This is a genomic window from Janthinobacterium sp. GMG1 (assembly GCF_034427795.1).
In the GTDB taxonomy this organism is placed as follows: Bacteria; Pseudomonadota; Gammaproteobacteria; order Burkholderiales; family Burkholderiaceae_D; genus Janthinobacterium.
On sequence record NZ_JAXQNT010000004.1, the window covers coordinates 66,466 to 84,774 of the forward strand.

Genomic DNA, 18,309 nt, shown 5'->3' on the forward strand with positions numbered 1-18,309 from the left:
GCGCCGCATCCGCACACTTAAACGAGAATCACATGAACAAGACATTATTGGTGCTGGCCGTCGCCATCACCGTGGCTTACCCCTGCGCGCGGGCGCAGCAAACTGATCAAGCCGACCACGCCATCGACACCGTCGTCGTTTCCGGCTCGCGCGCGCAATCGTGGCTGTCCGAGACGCCGCAGGCCATCGGCGTGGTCAACGCCAAAAACCTGGAACGCGACAAGCCCAAGACCATGGGCGATATCCTCAACCGCATCGCCGGCGTGTACTGGAATGACCTGGGCAACGAGCAGCACAGCATGAGCATCCGCCAGCCGATCGGCACGAATGCCGTCTATCAGTACCTGGAAGACGGCATTCCCATCCGCCCGCTGGGTGTCTTCAACCATAACTCGCTCAACGAGATGAACATGGCGGGCGCCAGCGGCGTGGAAGTGGTGAAGGGCGCCGCATCCTCGCTGTATGGCAGCAACGCCGTCGGTGGCGCCGTCAATTTTCTCACGGCCGGCGCCAGCGCGACGCCTACGGCCAAGGTCGGCGTGCGACGCGACAGCGTGGCTGGCTTTACCCGCTACGATACGTCCGCCAGCGATACCTGGGGGCCGCTGGGATTGCGCTTTTCCCACTACAGTTCGCGCCGCTCGCGCGACAACTGGCAAGAGTACAGCTATGGCGACAAGGATTCGTTCTCGCTGCGCGCCGACTATGCGCTCAGCCCCACCTCGCAGCTGCGCGCCACCATCGTCCACACGGATCTCGATGCGGCCATGACGGGCAGCCTGTTCGAGAATGATTACCGCAGCAATCCTGGCAAGAGCCTGAACACGTTCACCTACCGCAAGGACAAGACCACGCGCATGAATCTGGCGTGGGAAGGCGCGACGACGGCCAATGGCACGAGCACCGTCACCGTGTTTACGCGCAAGAACGACCATGGGCAGATTCCCGCGTACTCCATCGGCAGCTGCGCGGGCATGCTGTGCAAGGGCGTCATCAACAACAACCACGTCGATTCGCTGGGGCTGGACGTGAAACACCAGCAGGAATTCGCGTGGCTGCGTTCGCGCCTGATTGCCGGCGTGTATGTCGACAAGAGCGACAATCCCTTTGTCAGCGATAACCTGTCCATCGTGCGCGATGCGGCCACGGGCCGCTATCTGCGCTATTCGCTGGCCAATGCGAGCAACCCGCAGGGCGTGCGCGACTACCAGACGGATATCCTCAATACGGCCGTCTTCGCGCAATGGGAATTTACGCCGCTGGCCGGTACGCGCGTGGTGCTGGGCGGGCGCTCGGACGCCATCCGCTACGACTACCATAACAAGCTGGCGCCCGGCGGCAGCGTCAATTACGGTGCGCCCGACGAGTCGCGCAGCTTTTCGCATGTGAGCCCGAAGCTGGGCGCCACCTACGCCATTGGCCATGCGGGCAGCGCGTATGCGAACGTCAGCCAGGGCTTCACGCCGCCCGAGGTGAGCCAGCTGTATGGCAAGACGGGCATCGCCGATTTGCAGCCGTCCGTCTACAACAACTATGAACTGGGCTTGCGCTGGGCCTTTTTGCAGGGCCGCTTGAAACTCGACACGGCCCTGTACCGGCTCGACGGGCGCGACACCATCGTCAGCTACACGCTCTCGCCGGGCAACAGCGAAAACCGCAATGCGGGGCGCACGCGCAGCGAAGGCCTGGAGCTGGGCCTGAACTACGACAGCGGCCCGTTCGACGCGCGCTTCGCCACGGCCATCGCGCGCCACCGCTACCTGCGCTACCAGGTGTCGTCCACCCTCGATTACAGCGGCCGCACCATGCCGCAGGCGCCGCGCGACATCACTTCGATCGAGATCGGCTACAAGCCCGTGGCCGGCGCCCGTATCGCGCTCGAAGCCGTGCACCAGGGCCGCTACTGGATGAACAATGCCAACACGGTGGAGTACCAGGGCCACGCCTTGCTGAACCTGCGCGCCAGCTATCAGCTCGCGCGCGGGCTGGAAGCGTGGGCGCAGGTGCGCAACCTGGCAGATAAACGCTATGCCGATTCGGCCAGCAGCAGTTACGCGGGCACGGGCAGCTACGCGGCCAATACGCAGAACCAGTACACGCCCGGCGCGCCGCGCAGCGTGATGCTGGGCCTGGGCTATACCTTCAACGCACTGTGAGGATAGCCATGGACGATCACACCTTTCTTATCGCGCGGCGCAAAAGCCTGTACTGGCGCATCCACTTCTGGGCCGCGCTGATCGCCTCGCCGTTTGCCCTGGTGGCCACCCTGACGGGCATGTTGTATGTGTTCACGCCGCAGATCGAGGCAAGGCTGTACCAGCACCTCGATCATGTGGCGCCGCAGGACTCGATGCTGCCGCTGGACGCCGCCGTGGCGGCAGCGGAGCGGGCCGCGCCGCGCGGCTGGACGGTGCAGCACGTGGTGCCGCCGTTTCAACCGGATGACGCGGTGCAGGTGGCTTTTGCGCCGCCCGGCGGCGCGCAGGATGAACATGCGGGCCATGGCGGACATGCCGCGCCGGCCAAGCCGAAGTTTGGCCTGCCCGCGCAAGCCATCATCGTGTATGTGAATCCGTATGACGCGCGCGTGCTGGGCAGCCTGGCCAGCAGCGAGCGCTTTGGCAACTGGGCGAAAAAGCTGCATTCGCGCCTGCTGCAGAATGATGGCTGGCGCTGGATGATCGAGCTGGCGGCCAGCTGGCTGATGGTGATGCTGGTGACGGGTGTGGCCCTGTGGTGGCCGCGCGGCGCGCAATCGGGCTTGCCGAAGCGGGGCGCGCGGGGCCGCAATGGCTGGCGCCAGTGGCATGCTTTTCTTGGCGTGGCGCTCGGCATCGTCAGCGCCGTGATCCTGACGACAGGGCTGACGTGGAGCCAGCAGGCGGGCGGGCGCATCCGCGCGCTGCGCGATGTCAGCGGCCAGGCGCCGGCGCCCGCGCCGCGCGGTCTGCATTCGACCGAGGCGGGCGCTCCGCTCGACTGGCAGGATGCGTGGCAGGTAGCGCGCAGCCACGCGCCCGCCATCGCCGTGCAGCTGACGGCGCCGGCCAGCCAGGATGATGTGTGGCGCGCCACCATGGCCGACCGCAGCCAGCCCACCTTGCGCTTCGACCTGCAATTCGATGCCTACAGCGGCAAGCCTTTGTACTATGCAGGGTGGGAGGCGCAGACGGCGTTCGGCAAGGCGACGGCCATCGGCATTCCATTTCACCGCGGCGAATTTGGCTGGTGGAACCAGGCCTTGCTGCTGCTGTTCGGCGCCAGCGTGCTGTTCTCGCTGGTGTCGGGCTGGTTGATGTTTTTCAAGCGGCGCCTGCCAGGCTCGCTGGGTTTACCCAAGCTGCTGCCGGGCGCCTGGACCTCGCCTTCTGCGCTGGCCTGGCTGGCGGCGGCCGGCATGTGCGCGCTGATGCCGCTGCTGCTCGTCTCCGGCGGCATGCTGATGCTGCTCGAGCTGATCCTGGTGCGGCACGGCCGCTGGCGCCGGGCGGCAAGATGACGGGGCACATGGCAAATCGCTTGCTGGGCTAGAATGAAAGGGCGCGGCCAGGCTCGTTGCCATGGGCCGCCCCTTTGCATAGGCTGAACCATGGTATTCATCGACTTTCCCGCTTTGTCCGCACTGGCCGCCGCGTCGGCGCTGGTGACAAAAAAATGCAGCTGCTGCGCCGTCCCGCTGGACGCCTGGCAGCGCCTTCCCACTTCGCTGGAGCTGGACCGCTTTGAAGAAGTCGGCACCCTGCGCGAAGACCCGTACGAGGAACCGACGTTTGCCGAGTACCACCCGCACGGCACGCGCTACGACAGTGCGGATGCACCCATCGCCCCGCGCTACTATCCCGCCAATCTGAGCCAGGTGGCCCGCTGCCTGAACTGCGGCCGTTACTACCTGCGCTACAACGAGGCGGGCGGCTATTTCACGGAACTGCGCATTCGCGCGCTGCGCCCGACATTGCTGGCCGACGCGGCGTAGTCACTGCTACAGGCTTTCCTTGACGTGCGCGATGCCGTGTTCATCGTAGATCGAGTATACGGCGGCGAGGAGGTTTTCCAGTTCCGGCGAGCGGTCCATATGCCGCATGCTGAATAAAATGGGCGAGAACGCATGCTTGTCGTCCAGCTTGCGGTACACGACGTTCCGGTGGTGCATGGCTTGCACGCTTTCCGGCACGATGGAAATGCCTTGGCCGGCCGCCACCAGTCCCATGGAAATCTGCAGCTCGCGCACTTCCGTGACGGGGCCTGGCGTGACATTGCCTTCGCTGAACATGGCCAGCACCTGGTCGGCAAAGCTGGGACGGGGTGCTTTCGGATACACGAGCAGGGTTTCGTGCACCAGGTCAGTCAGGCGCAATCCGCCTTCCCCCTTGGCCAGCCGGTGGCCGGGCGGCAGCGCCACCACCAGGCGCTCTTCGCGCAGCAGGATGCGGCGGATACTGGGATCTTCGCTTTTCAATCGTCCGAATCCCACGTCGATGCGGCCTTCCTTCAGGGCCTTCAACTGCTGCACCGTCGTCATTTCATGCAGGCTCACGTCGACTTCGGGATGGCGCTCGCAAAAGCGGTGCACGATGTCGGGCAATTCCCCATACAGGGTCGAGGCGACGAAGCCGATCGACAGCGTGCGTTCCAGCTTGCCCACGCGCTGCGTCATCGCCTGCAGGTCGCGTACCTGATCGAGCAGGGGCCGCGCATGGGCGAGGAAAAACTCGCCCGCTTCCGTCAGCCGCAAGGGCCGTGACCCCTTTTCGATCAGCACCACGCCCAGGATTTCTTCCAGCTGCTGCATCTGTCGGCTCAGCGGCGGCTGCGCGATGTGCAGGCGCGCGGCGGCCCGCGTGAAGTTCCTTTCCTCCGCGACCGCAACGAAGTAGCGCAAGTGCCGTAATTCCATCTTCATACCTTTCAGGTATAGGTTTGATACCAACTCGGTGTTGGACGTGGGGAGATTCGGGGAATATCGTGTAACCACTCCACAGAATTATACGGAATAAATATGATTCAAAATATCGAGACCTACCTGGTCGATGTGCCAACCATTCGCCCGCACCGCATGTCCGTCGCGACCATGAATACGCAAACCCTGGTGCTGGTGCGGCTGCGCTGCGCCGATGGCATCACGGGCTGGGGCGAAGCGACCACCATCGGCGGCTTGGGCTACGGCGGCGAAAGCCCGGAAAGCATCAAGACGAATATCGACACCTATATCGCGCCGCTGCTGGTCGGCATGGAAGCGAGCGAAGTGGCCAAGGCCATGGCCAGGGTGCGCAAGCTCATCCAGGGCAACCGCTTCGCCAAGTGCGCGATCGAAACGGCCCTGCTGGACGCCCAGGCGCGCCGCCTGAATGTGCCGCTGTCGGAATTGCTGGGCGGCCGCGTGCGCGATGCGCTGCCCGTGGCCTGGGTGCTGGCCAGCGGCGACACGGCGCGCGATATCGCCGAAGGGGAAAAAATGCTGGAACTGCGCCGTCACCGCATCTTCAAGCTGAAGATCGGCTTGCGCGACGTGATGGATGACGTGGCCCACGTACTGGAGATCAAGCGGGCGCTGGGCGAACGGGCCAGCGTGCGCGTCGATGTCAACCAGGCCTGGAGCGAGACGGACGCCGTGCGCGGCATCGCCGCACTGGAAGCGGGCGGCATCGACCTGATCGAGCAGCCCGTGAAAGCCGGCAACCGCGCCGCGCTGGCGCGCCTGACGCGGCGCTTCGACGTGGCCATCATGGCCGACGAAGCCTTGCACGGTCCCGCCGACGCGCTGGCGCTGGCCCAGGCCGATGCGGCCGACGTGTTTGCGGTGAAAATCACCCAGTCGGGTGGCTTGCTGCCCGCGCTGGAAGTGGCCACCGTGGCGCGCCTGGCCGGCGTCGGCCTGTACGGCGGCACCATGCTCGAAGGCGGCGTCGGCACGGCCGCCACGGCCCACGTCTGCTCCACGTTTGCCGAACTGGCCTGGGGTACGGAACTGTTCGGGCCACTGCTGCTGACGCAGGAAGTCTTGCGCGAGCCGCTCGTGTACCGCGACTTCATGCTGCAGGTGCCGACGGGTCCGGGCCTGGGCGTCGAGATCGATACCGACAAGCTGCGTTCCATGCAGCGTCAATAAGGAGAAACCATGTTATTCCATGTACGCATGAACGTAAACCTGCCATTGAGCATGCCCACCGAGCAGGCGGCGCAGCTCAAGCAGACGGAAAAGGCACTGGCGCAGCGCCTGCAGCACGAGGGCAAGTGGCGCCACCTGTGGCGCATCGCCGGCCAGTACGCCAACATCAGCGTTTTCGATGTGGACAGCGTGGACGAGTTGCACAACTTGCTCACCTCCCTGCCTTTGTTCCCCTACATGCAGATCGACGTGATGCCGCTGTGCCGCCATCCTTCGTCCGTGCGCGACGACGATTCCTGAGGAGACATCTAATGATAGGCAACGACATTGTCGGGAAAACGTGCGCGGTGGATGGTATCGGCCTGCATTACCGCACGGATGGCGAGCGCCGCAAGCCTTGCCTGGTCCTGTCGAATTCCCTTGGCACGGACCTGTCCATGTGGGATGCGCAGGCGGCCGCGCTGGCCGGCGACTTTTTTGTCGTGCGCTACGATACGCGTGGCCATGGCCAGTCGGCGAGCGGCGGCGCGCCGTTCGGCATCGAGCGGTTGGGGCTGGACGTGGTGGCGCTGCTCGACCACCTCGATATCGAACGCGCTGCATTCTGCGGCATTTCCATGGGCGGCTTGACGGGCCAGTGGCTGGGCGTTCACCAGCCGCGACGTTTGACGCAGCTCGTGCTGGCGAATACGGCGGCGCGCATCGGCGGCGCCGCGCCATGGCAGTTGCGGGCGGAGCAAGTGCGCCGCGACGGCATGGCCGCGGTGGCCGATAGCGCCGCCGCGCGCTGGTTCACGCCGCAGTTTATCGCGCGTGAAGCGGACACGGTGGCGCGCCTGGTCGGCACCTTGCGCGGCCAGGATGCGGGCGGCTACGCGGCCTGCTGCGACGTGCTGGCCCAGGCCGACTTGCACGCTGGCGTCGGCACGATCACCGTGCCGACCCTGATCATCGCGGGCGAGCACGATCCCGTGACCACCATCGACGACGCGCGCTGGCTGCAGCAGCAGATCGCGGGCGCCCGCCTGGCAAGCCTGCCCGCCTCGCATATTTCGAACATCGAGGCGGCAGACCTGTTTACAGCGCAGTTGCGGAATTTTTTAGTGTGAGGCTTGCTGTACCGTATCGGTACGGCAGGAATGTAGTTTTTCCCTGAGCACCACCGCCGGCTGGTCCGGCATGCGGCAGGGGAAGCTTTCTTGAAAAATAATAATAAGAAAAGCAGACTTGGAGTAGACGGATGGAAAACAGATTGATCATTATCGCCGCGGTCACGGTGGGCTATTTCGCCCTCATGTCGTACATTACCTATAGCGTGCGCAAGCATGCCAACAGCGCCGAGGGCATGACGGCGGGCGGGCGCAACTATCCCGCCTACCTGATCGGCGCGTTGCTATTGTCGGAATTCATCGGCAGTTCCGTCAGCATCGGCACGGCCCAGAAGGGTTATGAACTGGGTATTTCCGCCGCCTGGAATCTGGTGGCGCTGTCGCTGGGCTTCTTGCTGCTGGCCATCGTGCTGGTGAAAAAATACAAGGAAAGCGGGCAGTCGACGATTTCCGGCATCCTTGCGCAAACCTACGGCGAACCCGTGCGCTATGCGGCCTCCATCCTCACCATCGTTGCGCTGAGCATCGTTGCCGTGGCCCTGTACGCGAGTGGCGGCGCCGTGCTGGCGGCCGTGCTGCACATCAACAAGACCGTGGCCATCTTGCTGGTGGGCGCCATCACCGTGATCTATGTCAGCCTGGGCGGCATGCGCTCGGTCGTGTACACCAATTTCGCCCACTCCATCGTCAAGTACCTGGGCGTGATCCTGGCGCTGGCGTATGCGCTGGAGGCAACGGGCGGCATCGGCGCGCTGCAGGCGCAGCTGCCGGCCAAGATGTTCAACTGGGTCGAGATCGGCTGGGGTCAGATCATCGCCTGGATGATCGGCGGCATCGGTTCCATCTTCGCCACGCAATACGTGATCCAGGCCCTGGTCAGCACGGACAACCCGGCCGTGGCCAAGCGCGCCTGCTATTACGTGTCGTCGCTGATGATCCCGTTCGGCCTGATGGCGGCCCTGATCGGCATGTGCAGCGCCGTGCTGTATCCGGGCATGAAGTCGATCGATGCCTTCCCGACCCTGATCGCCCACATGCCGGCGTTTTCCGCCAGCATCATGATCGTGGGACTGGCCGGCGCCCTGTTCGGCGGCATTTCCGCCACCACCCTGGCGTCGGCGACCCTGGCCATGAAGGATTTTTACGATCCCTGGTACAACAAGGCGAAGAATGACGCGAAATCGCTGATGTTCCTGCGCATCGCCATCGTCGTGGCGGGATTGCTGCCGCTGGTGCTGGCGCTGTATGCGGAAAAATTGCTGATGATCGCCTTCCTCGGCAAGGCCCTGCGCGCCACCCTGGCCGTGCTGGTGCTGATGGCCTTCTATGCGCCGAAATTCGGCACGCCGCGCGGCGCCTTTGTCGGCGTGATCGTCTCCGTGATCGCCACGATTGGCTGGTTCCTGGCGGGCAATCCGTACGGCGTGGACAGTTCCTACCTGGCGCTGGCCGGTCCGCTGCTGACCATGGGCATCAGCCATGTGTTCAAGCCGGCGCAGCCGGTGGGTACCGCGCCGGCCGTGAAATAGACTCAGGCGGGAGCCGCCTTCAGCCAGCGCATCAGGCGCGGCTGGAGGTAGGGCAGGAACACGAGGAAACACAGTCCAACGCACAGGTTGAAAATCAGGTGCGCGGCCGCCACGGCCGTGCCGGCCAGCGGCAGCAAGGCGTTCGACAGGGCGGGAATGAAGGGGAAGAAGGCCAACGCGCCAGCCAGGTTGAACAGGAAGTTGGCCTTGGCCGTGGCTTGCGCGTTGGCGCTCATCTGCAGGCTTGACAGCAGCGCCGTCGAGGTAGAGCCGACATTCGCGCCCACGACGATGGCGATGGCCGCTTCGGCCGGGATCAGCTGGTGCTGCGTCAGCACGATGGCCAGGCCGGTGGATACGCTGCTCGATTGCACCAGCGCCGTAAATAGCGCGCCCATCAGCAAGGCGATCCACGGTTCGCGCGCCTGCGCCAAGGTATCGACAAACCACGGTTGCGCCTGCAGCGGCTTGAGTTCGCTCGAGATCAGGTCCAGGGCGAAGAAGATCAAGCCAAAGTAAAACGCCGCCTTGCCCAGCGCCTGTATCTTGCTGGGCAGGCTGGAGACGAGGGCGCCGGCAATGATGAACAGCGGGCCGATGCCCGTCAGCTTCATCGACACCAGCCAGGCCGTGGCCGTCGTGCCGACATTCGCACCCAAGAGGATTGCCAAACTGCCCGCAAAGCTGATCACTTGTGCATCGACGAGGGCGACGGCCAGCGCCGTCGTGGCGCTGCTCGACTGCACCAGCGCCGTGGCGATGGCGCCGACGAGAAAGCCGTACCAGCGGTTGGTGGTGACTCGCGCCAGCCAGGCTTGCATGCCGGCGCCGCCCATCGCTTGCAGTTCACGGCTGAAAGCTTGCAAGCTGTACAAGAACAGCACCACGGCCGAGACCGCAGCGATCAATACCTGGAAATGATTCATGGAGCGGTGCGAGTGAGCGTCGGCGAAGACGCGATCATACCAGCCCTGTCAGGTAGTAAATACCGATCACTAAAAACACGGCCACCGTCTTGATGACGGTGATGCCGAAAATGTCGCGGTAGGACTGGCGGTGCGTGAGGCCTGTGACGGCCAGCAGGGTGATCACGGCGCCATTGTGCGGCAAGGTATCCATGCCGCCGCTGGCCATGGCCACCACGCGGTGCATCACTTCCAGCGGGATGTGCGCCTGCTGCGCGGCCTGGATAAAACTGTCTGACATGGCCGCCAGCGCGATGCTCATGCCGCCCGAGGCCGATCCCGTGATGCCGGCCAGGGTCGTCACGGACACGGCCGCGTTGACGAGCGGATCGGGCACGCTGCGCAAGGTGTTGCTGACGGCAAGGAAGCCGGGCAGGGCCGCGATGACGCCGCCAAAGCCATATTCGGACGCCGTATTCATGGCCGCCAGCAAGGCGCCGCCCACGGCCGCCTTGGTGCCTTCGGCAAAGGCGGCGCGGATGCGCCCGAAGGCCGTCGCGCAGACGAGCAAGATACCCAGCAGCAAGGCGCCTTCCACGGCCCAGATGCCTGTCACTGAGGCGATCGACGTCGACACGGGCGCGTGCAGTCCTGGCAACGCCTCGGCGGTGAGCATATAGCTGTCGCCATACCAGTGCGGGATCAGCTTGGTCAGCGCAAAGTTGGCCACGCCGACCAGCACCAGAGGCGCTACCGACAGCAGCGGATGGGGCAAGTCGCCCTCGTCGGCTGTGGCCTTGTCGGCCTCGGCCCCATAGCCCTCGCCCGTCGCCATGACGGAACGCCGGCGCCATTCGAGGAAAGCCAGTCCCATGATCACCGTCAGCACGGCGCCGATAGTGCCCAGCCACGGCGCGGCCCAGCCGGTCGTATTGAAAAAGGTGGTGGGGATGATGTTCTGGATTTGCGGCGTGCCGGGCAAGGTATCCATGGTGAAGGAAAACGCGCCCAGGGCGATGGCGCCCGGCATCAGCCGCTTGGGGATATTGCTCTGGCGGTACAGTTCAGCCGCAAACGGGTACACGGCAAACACCACCACGAACAGCGACACGCCGCCGTAAGTCAGGGCTGCGCACACGGCAACGATGACGGCATTCGCGCGCGCACTGCCGATATAGCGGATGGCGGCCACGACGATGGACTGGGAAAAGCCGGACAGCTCAATCAGCTTGCCGAACACGGCGCCCAGCAAAAAGACGGGGAAATACAGCTTGATAAAGCCGACCATCTTTTCCATGAAGATGCCGCTGAAGACAGCCGGCACGGCGGACGGATCGGTAAGCAGCACGGCGCCCAGTGCAGCGACAGGCGCAAACAGGATCACGCTGTAGCCGCGGTAGGCGGCCAGCATGAGGAAGGCCAGTGCGGCCAGAACTATCAGGAAAGACATCGGTCAAGCCCTTGCGCGAGAAGTGATTAGGAAATTAATGATGTAATTAATATCATATTTCCTGGCGGCACGCCAACGCGCAGGTCAAGGTGCAAGCAGTTCAAGCCGGCCCAGTGAGGGGAAAAGGCTGGTCGGGGTGAGAGGATTCGAACCTCCGGCCTCTGCGTCCCGAACGCAGCGCTCTACCAGGCTGAGCCACACCCCGCTCCTTCATTACAGCAGATGGCGGAGCGGCTTTCAAGCGGCTACATCAAGCCCTATTTCTTTTCCTGCTGGGCTTTCTTGATCTCCGCCTCGCTCACTTTCTTGGCGGGCGCATTTGTTGCCGGCGAAGTCGGGGCTTTGCGGGTGGCGTTGGCTTGCGCCATGACGGCGGCGCAGTCCGTGTCGGGGGCTTTGTCGACGTTGACCAGCGGCAGCAGGGCGGCCAGCGGCGTGACGACGGTGGCCAGGGCCACGGCGGCGCCGGCTTTCAGGGCCAGCGGGCCTTTTTGCGGGCCCACGTCCGGGTTCTTGAACGTGCCTTTCGCGTACAGCGGCGTGCGCAAGGTGATGATGCGGGCGCCCTTGGTACGGGGGCGCACGTCCAGGTCCAGGGTTTCGTGGGCCAGGTTGACGTTGCCCGTGACATTGACCACGGCCGTGTCCGTGTCGAGCACGAAGCGGCGCACGTCGGCCTGGCCATTCGTGACGGCGAAATCGCTGGCCAGGCAATTCAGGTGGACTTGCTTGTCGCCAAAGATTTTCACGAAGACGGCGTTGGCCAGGTTCAAGCCGGCCAGTTCCAGCATGAACTGGCTGACGGAGCCTTCGCTGACGGTGGCCGCCAGTTCGCCATTCGCGCTGGCCAGCATGGCGGAAACGGAATTGCCGTGGCCCGTGAGTGCCGCGTCGCCATACACTTCACCGAAACTCGCTTGCATCGATTGCAGCTTGGGAAACAGTTCGCGTATCTTGAGGTGGCGCGCTGCTACCTTGGCTTGCGCGGCGATGGTCTTTTGGCGGCCGTCGAGCGTGATGTTCGAGGTGATGTCGCCGCCGGCCATGCCGAAGTTGAGCGGCGTCAAACTCAGCACCTTGTCTTTCATGTGGATGTTGGCGACGATGTCGTTGAGCGGGATATCGTGCGTGCGCACGAGTTTTTTGCCCGTGAATTTCACGTCGGCATCGAGCGCATTCCATTTGGCCGTGTTGAACTGTTCCACGGGCAAGGCTTTGTTGTCCGGTTGCACGGGCGCCTTGCCGCGCGCCTGTTTTTGGGCATTGCTGTCGGCGCCGATGGTGGGACCCAGGTCTTCCAGGCGGAGTTGCTGCGACGTCACTTCGCCGCGCAGCAGGGGACGCGGCTGGCGCGGCAGGTATTGCAGGGTGCCGCCCAGGTCGCTCTGGCCCACCGTGCCCTTGAAGTTTTGATAGATCCAGTTCCAGGTGGCGCCGTCTTTCTTGCCCAGCAGGCGACCCTTGGTGGCGTAGTCCGGCGTTTCCGGCAGCAGCACGCCCGTCAGCGGATACAGATCCGCCATGCTGGCGCCGGCCAGGCTCAGCTGCAAATCGATGCCCGACAGCGAGCGTGGGTCCGTCAGTGTGCCGTCGATGCTGGCCTTGTTCTTGCCCAGCACGGCATGCGCCTGCACGGGATACACGGTATTGTTGTCAGTCAATGTCAGCACGGCGCCCGCCTTGCCGCCGCCCGTCACGGGTGCCTTGCGGTAGGTGCCGCCCAGGGTGAAGGCAATGCCGTATTTCTGCACGGGCGCATTGCCTGGCGCATCGCCCGGCGTGGCGTCGGGCGCGGTCGAGCTGACCTTGGCGTGCATGTCCAGCGCGATGCCCTCGTCGAGGTAGCGGATGAAGCCGTCACCGAAGGCCATGCGTTGGATTTCCACGTCCCATGCCGAAGGGCCATTGTCCTTCAAGGTCCAGCTGTTGCTGCCATCGGCGCGCCGCTGCAGGGCAATGTTGGGAGAGGCTAGGGCCAGATCCGTCAGCACCAGCCTGTGCTGCAGCAGGGGCAGCGGATGGATGGCCACGTCGATGCGTTTCGCGCTGGCCAGTTGCGGGCCGGCCGTCGCCCAGTCAGGGTTGCTCATGTGCACGTCCTGCGCGCTGATGATGGGGCGCGGCACGTAGCGGCGCCAGCCCGGCTCCGTTTTCAACCCTTGCTTCCATTTCACCTGTAAATCGCCGCCGATGACGAAGGTACGGCCCGTGCTTTCCGACACCTTTTCGTTGATGTAGGGGCGGGCGCGGTTCCAGTCGAAGGTCAGCACCAAGATGACCACGATGGCGACCAGGGCCAGCAGGGCGGCCAGGCTCCAGCCGAGGATTTTCAAGGGTGTCGAGCGTGTCATGGGAATGCCAATCGCAGTGATTTTTTCATCAAGGTAGACCGATTGATCATGACAGTCGGTGCGCTAGGTTACGTAAGATGGGTAGCCAAGACGTGTCGCTTGAAATGATTCAATAATTCGACTATTATTGAAATATGGAAAATACACAGACAATAGCGAGCGGGGCGGCGCCGCTGACGAATGTTGCCGCCATCGCGGCCTTGGCTGCGCTGGCACAGGAATCGCGGCTGGCCGTGTTCCGCCTGCTGGTGCAAGCGGGGCCGCAAGGCATGGCCGCGACGAAAATTGCCGAAGCGCTGGCGATTGCGCCTTCGTCCCTGTCGTTTCACTTGAAAGAACTGGCGCACGCCAATCTGGTGACGGCAAGCAAGGCGGGCCGTTCCATCATCTATGCGGCCAACTATGCGGGCATGAACGGCTTGCTGGCTTTCTTGACCGAGAACTGCTGCGCTGGCGCGCCTTGCTGCGTCACTGAATCTACTTTACCGAAGGACATCACGACATGACGATCACGATTTACCACAACACGGCGTGCGGCACCTCGCGCAATACCCTGGCCCTGATCCGCAACACGGGTGTCGAACCCGTCATCATCGATTACGTCAAACATCCGCCATCGCGCGAGGAACTGGTCGACCTGATCCAGCGTGCGGGCCTGTCCGTGCGCGCGGTGATGCGCGACAAGGGCGCCCTGTACGACGAGCTGGGCTTGGCCAATCCGGATTTGCCGGACGCAACCCTGCTCGACGCCATGCAAGCCCATCCTATCTTGATCAACCGCCCCATCGTCGTCACGGAACTGGGCGTGCGCCTGTGCCGGCCATCGGAAAAAGTGCTGGAGATCCTGCCGCTGCCGCAGCAAGGCGCGTTTGCCAAGGAAGACGGCCAGGCCGTGGTCGGCGCCGACGGCAAGCCGGTGGCATAAATGGAAGAGTTGCCGAATATCAGTGCCGCCCACCTGGACGTGCCCAGCCTGGATAAATTGGCGCCGGTCAATGTGTCCACGCATGCACCGCGTATCCTGTTGCTGTACGGTTCCTTGCGCGAGCGTTCGTACAGCAAGTTGCTGACCCTGGAAGCGGAGCGCATCCTGCGCCACTTTGGCGCCGACACGCGGGTGTTCGACCCGCATGGCTTGCCCATGGTCGACAGTGTGTCGCCCGAGCATCCGAAGGTGCAGGAGTTGCGTGAACTGTCGCTGTGGTCGGAAGGGCAAGTGTGGTGCAGCCCCGAGCGGCATGGCGCTGTCACGGGCGTGTTTAAATCGCAGATCGACTGGCTGCCGCTGGAAACGGGCAGCGTGCGGCCCACGCAGGGGCGGACCCTTGCCGTGATGCAAGTATCGGGCGGCTCGCAATCGTTCAATGCCGTCAATGGCTTGCGCGTGCTGGGACGCTGGATGCGCATGGTAACGATTCCGAACCAGTCTTCGGTGGCCAAGGCGTATCAGGAATTCGACGATGACGGCCGCATGAAGCCGTCGCCGTATTACGAGCGCCTGGTCGACGTGATGGAAGAGCTGTATAAATTCACCCTGCTGGTGCGCGACCGCCGCGAGTATCTGGGCAGCCGCTACAGCGAACGGCTGGAAGCGGCGCCGGCCATCGTGCAGGAGTTGGCGGGCGCGGCGATGGAGCATGAGCGCAAGTAGCAAAGCAATAAAAAAACGGCGCCATTGGCGCCGTTGTCTTTGCTCTAACCTAAACGCGATCAGTGATTGCGGTCCACGGCAAACGAGCACAGTTGCAGCATGGATTGCTTGTAGACGCTGTCCGGCCAGCCGGCGATGGCATCGGCGGCGCGCTGGCCGGCGATTTCCGCCTGCTTGCGCGTGTAGTCGAGGGCGCCACTATTGGTGATGGCGGCCAGGATGGCGTCGAAATGTTGTTCGTCGCCTTGCTCGATGCAGCTGCGCACCAGTTCGCGTTGCTCCGGCGTACCGTTTTCCATCAGCCAGATCAGCGGCATGGTCGGTTTGCCTTCGCGCAAGTCGTCGCCCACGTTCTTGCCGATTTCGGCGGCGTCGCCTGCATAGTCGAGCACGTCGTCGATCAGCTGGAAGGCCGTGCCCAGCGAGCGGCCGTATTCGGCAGCCGCTTCGATGTCGTCTTCGCTGGCGCCGGCGATCAGGGCGCCCAGTTGCGCCGACGCTTCGAACAGCTTGGCCGTTTTCGAGCGGATGACGTTCAGGTAGCTCTCTTGCGTCACGTCCGGATCGTGCATGTTCAGCAACTGCAGCACTTCGCCTTCGGCGATCACGTTGGTGGCGTCGGAGAGGATTTGCATGACGCGCATATTATTCAGCGACACCATCAGCTGGAACGAGCGCGAGTGCAGGAAGTCGCCCACCAGCACGGAGGCGGCATTGCCGAACAGGGCGTTGGCCGTCTGGCGTCCGCGGCGCATCGACGACTCATCGACGACGTCGTCGTGCAGCAGGGTGGCGGTGTGGATGAATTCGACCACGGCGGCCAGTTCATGGTGCGCCGTGCCGCGATAGGCGTGGGCATTGGCCACCAGCAAGATCAGCACGGGACGGATGCGTTTGCCGCCTGCGCTGATGATGTATTCAGCGATCTGGTTGATCAGAATTACATCGGAGTGCAATTTTTGGCGGATCACCGTATTGACTGCGTCCATATCGGCGGCAATCGTTTGCACGATGGTGTTTTGGTTAACGTGTTTGTTAGCGTCAGACAAGGCGAACCTGCATTAGATTGTGGGTGCCGCGATTATACGACAAGGCTTGCGCGTGCGTGACGTTTGCCTATGACTGTAGAGCAATTGATTGATCTTGTTGGCACTGGCGCGCGTTTTGCTGTCTGCCCGGCGCAAGCCTGACATGATGGTCAGGTTGTCGACATACCACGATCGTCAAGCTTTGTGAATACTTTTTGACGCAATTTATCAGTCCGTGTATAATCGCTGGTTCCCCCTGTTGTGCATGGCTTGCTTTTCATGGCAGTGGGACAAATTCTTTCAACATTTGATGAGGTTTCAAATCATGTACGCGGTCATAAAAACCGGTGGCAAACAATACAAAGTTGTCGCTGGCGAAAAACTTAAAGTAGAACAGATACCGGCAGACATTGGTTCCGAAATCACCATCGATCAAGTTCTCGCAGTAGGCGCGGGCGATAGCATCAAGTTTGGTGCTCCATTGGTCGAAGGTGCAACGGTACTGGTTACGGTTGTGGCGCATGGTCGCCATGATAAGGTCAAAATTTTCAAGATGCGTCGTCGTAAGCACTACCAAAAGCATCAAGGCCATCGCCAGAATTTTACCGAAATCCAAATCGTTTCGATCAACGGCTAATCGCCGCTGTTTGAATTAATCAGCTATCAAGGAGTCTTAAATGGCACATAAAAAAGGCGGCGGCACAACGCGAAACGGCCGTGATTCAGAATCAAAACGTCTGGGCGTTAAAGTCTACGGCGGCCAAGCTATCAATGCTGGCGGCATCATCATTCGTCAACGCGGCACCCCAGTGCGCGCCGGCGAAGGCGTAGGCATGGGCAAGGACCACACGTTGTTCGCGCTGATCGCGGGCAAAGTGAAGTTCGTTGTCAAAGGTGCTGGCTCGAAGCAATTCGTGACCGTTGTACCTAACGCAGCAGTACCAGCGTAATTCATCGCGGGGCGCCAGTTCGCTCCGCAATGATCGCATGATGTAAGGCGCAAGCCTTCAATCGAAAGGCTCTGCCCAAGGTAGAGCCTTTTTAGTTTTATGGCGGCAAAATTATGAAGTTTATCGACGAAGCAAAAATCGAAGTCATCGCGGGCGATGGCGGCAACGGCTGCGCCTCTTTCTGCCGTGAAAAATTCCGGCCTTTTGGCGGTCCCGATGGCGGCGATGGCGGCAAGGGCGGCACCATTTGGGCAGTCGCCGACCGCAATATCAACACGCTCGTCGATTTCCGCTTCTCCAAAATGCACAAGGCTCGCAATGGCGAGCCTGGCCGTGGCGCAGATTGCTATGGCAAGGGCGCCGATGATATCCACCTGCGCATGCCGGTTGGCACCTTGATCATCGACAACGCGAGCGGCGAAATCCTGGCTGATCTGACCGAGCACGGCCAGATCGAAATGCTGGCCAAGGGCGGCGAAGGCGGCTGGGGCAATATCCACTTCAAGTCCTCGACCAACCGCGCACCACGCCAGAAGGGCGAGGGCAAGGAAGGCGAACGCCGCGAACTGCGCCTGGAATTGAAAGTCCTGGCCGATGTTGGCCTGCTTGGCATGCCGAACGCCGGCAAGTCGACCTTCATTTCGGCCGTCTCGAACGCGCGTCCGAAAATTGCCGATTACCCATTTACCACCCTGCACCCGAACCTGGGCGTGGTGCGCGTATCGCACGAGAAGAGCTTTGTGATCGCCGATATTCCCGGCTTGATCGAAGGCGCTTCCGAAGGCGCGGGCCTGGGCCATCAATTCCTGCGTCACTTGCAGCGCACGGGTCTGCTGTTGCACATCGTCGACCTGGCGCCGTTTGAAACCAACGTCGATCCTGTCAAGGAAGCCAAGGCGCTGGTCAAGGAATTGAAGAAGTACGACGAGTCGCTGGTCGACAAGCCGCGCTGGCTGGTGTTGAACAAGCTCGACATGGTGCCGGAAGAAGAGCGCAAGAAGATCGTCAAGGACTTCCTCAAGCGTTTTGCCTGGAAAGGTCCCGTCTTCGAGATCTCCGCGCTGAACCATCAGGGTTGCCCGGAACTGGTGAATGCGATTTACCAGCATCTGGAAGAGAAGAAACACAGCGAAAGCCGTGCCGAAGAGACGCAGATGACCGAAGAAGCACGCGGTATCTCGTCGATCGACCCGGATGATCCGCGTTTCAAGATCCTCGACTAAGGCTTTA

The 18,309-nt window shown here is 62.6% G+C and carries 18 protein-coding genes and 1 tRNA gene; 13 read left to right on the forward strand and 6 right to left on the reverse strand.

Annotated features, from left to right (window positions below; genetic code table 11):
* The first annotated feature begins 32 nt into the window (after positions 1-32).
* The 3 genes from SJI03_RS12185 to SJI03_RS12195 all read left to right on the forward strand — a co-directional run bounded on the left by SJI03_RS12185 (position 33) and on the right by SJI03_RS12195 (position 3,973).
* A complete protein-coding gene (locus tag SJI03_RS12185) occupies positions 33-2,156 on the forward strand; it encodes a TonB-dependent receptor family protein (RefSeq protein WP_322427369.1) in 2,124 nt (707 codons plus the stop codon).
* Positions 2,157-2,164: 8 nt separating this feature from the next.
* Positions 2,165-3,499: a PepSY-associated TM helix domain-containing protein gene (locus SJI03_RS12190; RefSeq protein WP_322427370.1), complete on the forward strand. Its 1,335-nt coding sequence runs from the start codon at positions 2,165-2,167 to the stop codon at positions 3,497-3,499.
* Between the two features lie 90 nt (positions 3,500-3,589).
* Positions 3,590-3,973, forward strand: coding sequence for a hypothetical protein (locus SJI03_RS12195; protein WP_099379345.1), 384 nt, complete (start codon positions 3,590-3,592; stop codon positions 3,971-3,973).
* A 6-nt stretch (positions 3,974-3,979) separates the two neighbouring features.
* On the opposite strand, the gene SJI03_RS12200 is transcribed toward SJI03_RS12195, so the two are convergent.
* Positions 3,980-4,894 (reverse strand): LysR family transcriptional regulator, encoded by a 915-nt coding sequence (locus SJI03_RS12200; RefSeq protein WP_225243502.1) that lies wholly within the window; start codon positions 4,892-4,894, stop codon positions 3,980-3,982.
* Between the two features lie 102 nt (positions 4,895-4,996).
* On the opposite strand from SJI03_RS12200, the gene SJI03_RS12205 reads away from it, so the two are divergent.
* From SJI03_RS12205 to SJI03_RS12220, 4 genes are all read left to right on the forward strand, one after another.
* The gene (locus tag SJI03_RS12205) at positions 4,997-6,106 is read left to right on the forward strand and encodes a muconate/chloromuconate family cycloisomerase (protein ID WP_322427371.1); all 1,110 of its coding nucleotides are present in this window, start codon (positions 4,997-4,999) and stop codon (positions 6,104-6,106) included.
* Positions 6,107-6,115: 9 nt separating this feature from the next.
* A complete protein-coding gene (catC, locus tag SJI03_RS12210) occupies positions 6,116-6,406 on the forward strand; it encodes a muconolactone Delta-isomerase (protein ID WP_322427372.1) in 291 nt (96 codons plus the stop codon).
* Between the two features lie 11 nt (positions 6,407-6,417).
* Positions 6,418-7,215 (forward strand): 3-oxoadipate enol-lactonase, encoded by a 798-nt coding sequence (pcaD, locus tag SJI03_RS12215; RefSeq protein WP_099379348.1) that lies wholly within the window; start codon positions 6,418-6,420, stop codon positions 7,213-7,215.
* Between the two features lie 131 nt (positions 7,216-7,346).
* On the forward strand, positions 7,347-8,744 hold the full coding sequence (locus SJI03_RS12220) for a sodium:solute symporter family protein (RefSeq protein WP_099379349.1): 1,398 nt from the start codon (positions 7,347-7,349) through the stop codon (positions 8,742-8,744).
* Positions 8,745-8,746: 2 nt separating this feature from the next.
* Here SJI03_RS12220 and SJI03_RS12225 read toward each other — a convergent pair whose 3' ends face one another.
* The 4 genes from SJI03_RS12225 to SJI03_RS12240 all read right to left on the reverse strand — a co-directional run bounded on the left by SJI03_RS12225 (position 8,747) and on the right by SJI03_RS12240 (position 13,450).
* The gene (locus SJI03_RS12225; protein ID WP_322427373.1) at positions 8,747-9,670 is read right to left on the reverse strand and encodes a Na/Pi symporter; all 924 of its coding nucleotides are present in this window, start codon (positions 9,668-9,670) and stop codon (positions 8,747-8,749) included.
* A gap of 34 nt (positions 9,671-9,704) precedes the next feature.
* Positions 9,705-11,099: a GntP family permease gene (locus SJI03_RS12230; RefSeq protein ID WP_322427374.1), complete on the reverse strand. Its 1,395-nt coding sequence runs from the start codon at positions 11,097-11,099 to the stop codon at positions 9,705-9,707.
* 128 nt (positions 11,100-11,227) lie between these two features.
* Positions 11,228-11,304, reverse strand: a tRNA-Pro gene (locus SJI03_RS12235).
* 52 nt (positions 11,305-11,356) lie between these two features.
* On the reverse strand, positions 11,357-13,450 hold the full coding sequence (locus SJI03_RS12240) for an AsmA family protein (RefSeq protein WP_322427375.1): 2,094 nt from the start codon (positions 13,448-13,450) through the stop codon (positions 11,357-11,359).
* A 134-nt stretch (positions 13,451-13,584) separates the two neighbouring features.
* Between SJI03_RS12240 and SJI03_RS12245 the strand changes: the two genes are divergently transcribed.
* From SJI03_RS12245 to arsH, 3 genes are read left to right on the forward strand one after another with little or no spacing between them, the layout of a single operon-like run.
* Positions 13,585-13,956 (forward strand): metalloregulator ArsR/SmtB family transcription factor, encoded by a 372-nt coding sequence (locus SJI03_RS12245; protein WP_322427376.1) that lies wholly within the window; start codon positions 13,585-13,587, stop codon positions 13,954-13,956.
* Positions 13,953-14,375: an arsenate reductase (glutaredoxin) gene (gene arsC, locus SJI03_RS12250; RefSeq protein WP_099379353.1), complete on the forward strand. Its 423-nt coding sequence runs from the start codon at positions 13,953-13,955 to the stop codon at positions 14,373-14,375. The genes SJI03_RS12245 and arsC overlap by 4 nt, the downstream gene beginning before the upstream one ends.
* A complete protein-coding gene (arsH, locus tag SJI03_RS12255; protein ID WP_099379354.1) occupies positions 14,376-15,101 on the forward strand; it encodes an arsenical resistance protein ArsH in 726 nt (241 codons plus the stop codon). It begins immediately after the preceding gene.
* A 59-nt stretch (positions 15,102-15,160) separates the two neighbouring features.
* On the opposite strand, the gene ispB is transcribed toward arsH, so the two are convergent.
* On the reverse strand, positions 15,161-16,150 hold the full coding sequence (gene ispB, locus SJI03_RS12260; RefSeq protein WP_322427377.1) for an octaprenyl diphosphate synthase: 990 nt from the start codon (positions 16,148-16,150) through the stop codon (positions 15,161-15,163).
* Between the two features lie 304 nt (positions 16,151-16,454).
* Here ispB and rplU point away from each other — a divergent pair, with 304 nt between their 5' ends.
* The 3 genes from rplU (at position 16,455) to obgE (ending at position 18,302) form a co-directional block, all read left to right on the forward strand.
* The gene (rplU, locus tag SJI03_RS12265; RefSeq protein ID WP_034754730.1) at positions 16,455-16,766 is read left to right on the forward strand and encodes a 50S ribosomal protein L21; all 312 of its coding nucleotides are present in this window, start codon (positions 16,455-16,457) and stop codon (positions 16,764-16,766) included.
* Between the two features lie 40 nt (positions 16,767-16,806).
* A complete protein-coding gene (gene rpmA / locus SJI03_RS12270; protein WP_010395157.1) occupies positions 16,807-17,079 on the forward strand; it encodes a 50S ribosomal protein L27 in 273 nt (90 codons plus the stop codon).
* A gap of 113 nt (positions 17,080-17,192) precedes the next feature.
* The gene (gene obgE / locus SJI03_RS12275) at positions 17,193-18,302 is read left to right on the forward strand and encodes a GTPase ObgE (protein ID WP_099379356.1); all 1,110 of its coding nucleotides are present in this window, start codon (positions 17,193-17,195) and stop codon (positions 18,300-18,302) included.
* Positions 18,303-18,309 lie beyond the last annotated feature (7 nt).

What these genes read in the sequence shown, in the direction of transcription:
- SJI03_RS12195 (WP_099379345.1), top strand. Translation starts at nt 3,590, where the DNA reads ATGGTATTCATCGACTTTCCCGCTTTGTCCGCACTGGCCGCCGCGTCG.
- obgE (WP_099379356.1), top strand. Translation starts at nt 17,193, where the DNA reads ATGAAGTTTATCGACGAAGCAAAAATCGAAGTCATCGCGGGCGATGGC.
- pcaD (WP_099379348.1), top strand. Translation starts at nt 6,418, where the DNA reads ATGATAGGCAACGACATTGTCGGGAAAACGTGCGCGGTGGATGGTATC.
- rpmA (WP_010395157.1), top strand. Translation starts at nt 16,807, where the DNA reads ATGGCACATAAAAAAGGCGGCGGCACAACGCGAAACGGCCGTGATTCA.
- SJI03_RS12190 (WP_322427370.1), top strand. Translation starts at nt 2,165, where the DNA reads ATGGACGATCACACCTTTCTTATCGCGCGGCGCAAAAGCCTGTACTGG.
- SJI03_RS12245 (WP_322427376.1), top strand. Translation starts at nt 13,585, where the DNA reads ATGGAAAATACACAGACAATAGCGAGCGGGGCGGCGCCGCTGACGAAT.
- catC (WP_322427372.1), top strand. Translation starts at nt 6,116, where the DNA reads ATGTTATTCCATGTACGCATGAACGTAAACCTGCCATTGAGCATGCCC.
- SJI03_RS12230 (WP_322427374.1), bottom strand. Translation starts at nt 11,099, where the DNA reads ATGTCTTTCCTGATAGTTCTGGCCGCACTGGCCTTCCTCATGCTGGCC.
- SJI03_RS12205 (WP_322427371.1), top strand. Translation starts at nt 4,997, where the DNA reads ATGATTCAAAATATCGAGACCTACCTGGTCGATGTGCCAACCATTCGC.
- SJI03_RS12220 (WP_099379349.1), top strand. Translation starts at nt 7,347, where the DNA reads ATGGAAAACAGATTGATCATTATCGCCGCGGTCACGGTGGGCTATTTC.
- SJI03_RS12225 (WP_322427373.1), bottom strand. Translation starts at nt 9,670, where the DNA reads ATGAATCATTTCCAGGTATTGATCGCTGCGGTCTCGGCCGTGGTGCTG.
- rplU (WP_034754730.1), top strand. Translation starts at nt 16,455, where the DNA reads ATGTACGCGGTCATAAAAACCGGTGGCAAACAATACAAAGTTGTCGCT.
- SJI03_RS12200 (WP_225243502.1), bottom strand. Translation starts at nt 4,894, where the DNA reads ATGGAATTACGGCACTTGCGCTACTTCGTTGCGGTCGCGGAGGAAAGG.
- SJI03_RS12240 (WP_322427375.1), bottom strand. Translation starts at nt 13,450, where the DNA reads ATGACACGCTCGACACCCTTGAAAATCCTCGGCTGGAGCCTGGCCGCC.
- SJI03_RS12185 (WP_322427369.1), top strand. Translation starts at nt 33, where the DNA reads ATGAACAAGACATTATTGGTGCTGGCCGTCGCCATCACCGTGGCTTAC.
- arsC (WP_099379353.1), top strand. Translation starts at nt 13,953, where the DNA reads ATGACGATCACGATTTACCACAACACGGCGTGCGGCACCTCGCGCAAT.
- arsH (WP_099379354.1), top strand. Translation starts at nt 14,376, where the DNA reads ATGGAAGAGTTGCCGAATATCAGTGCCGCCCACCTGGACGTGCCCAGC.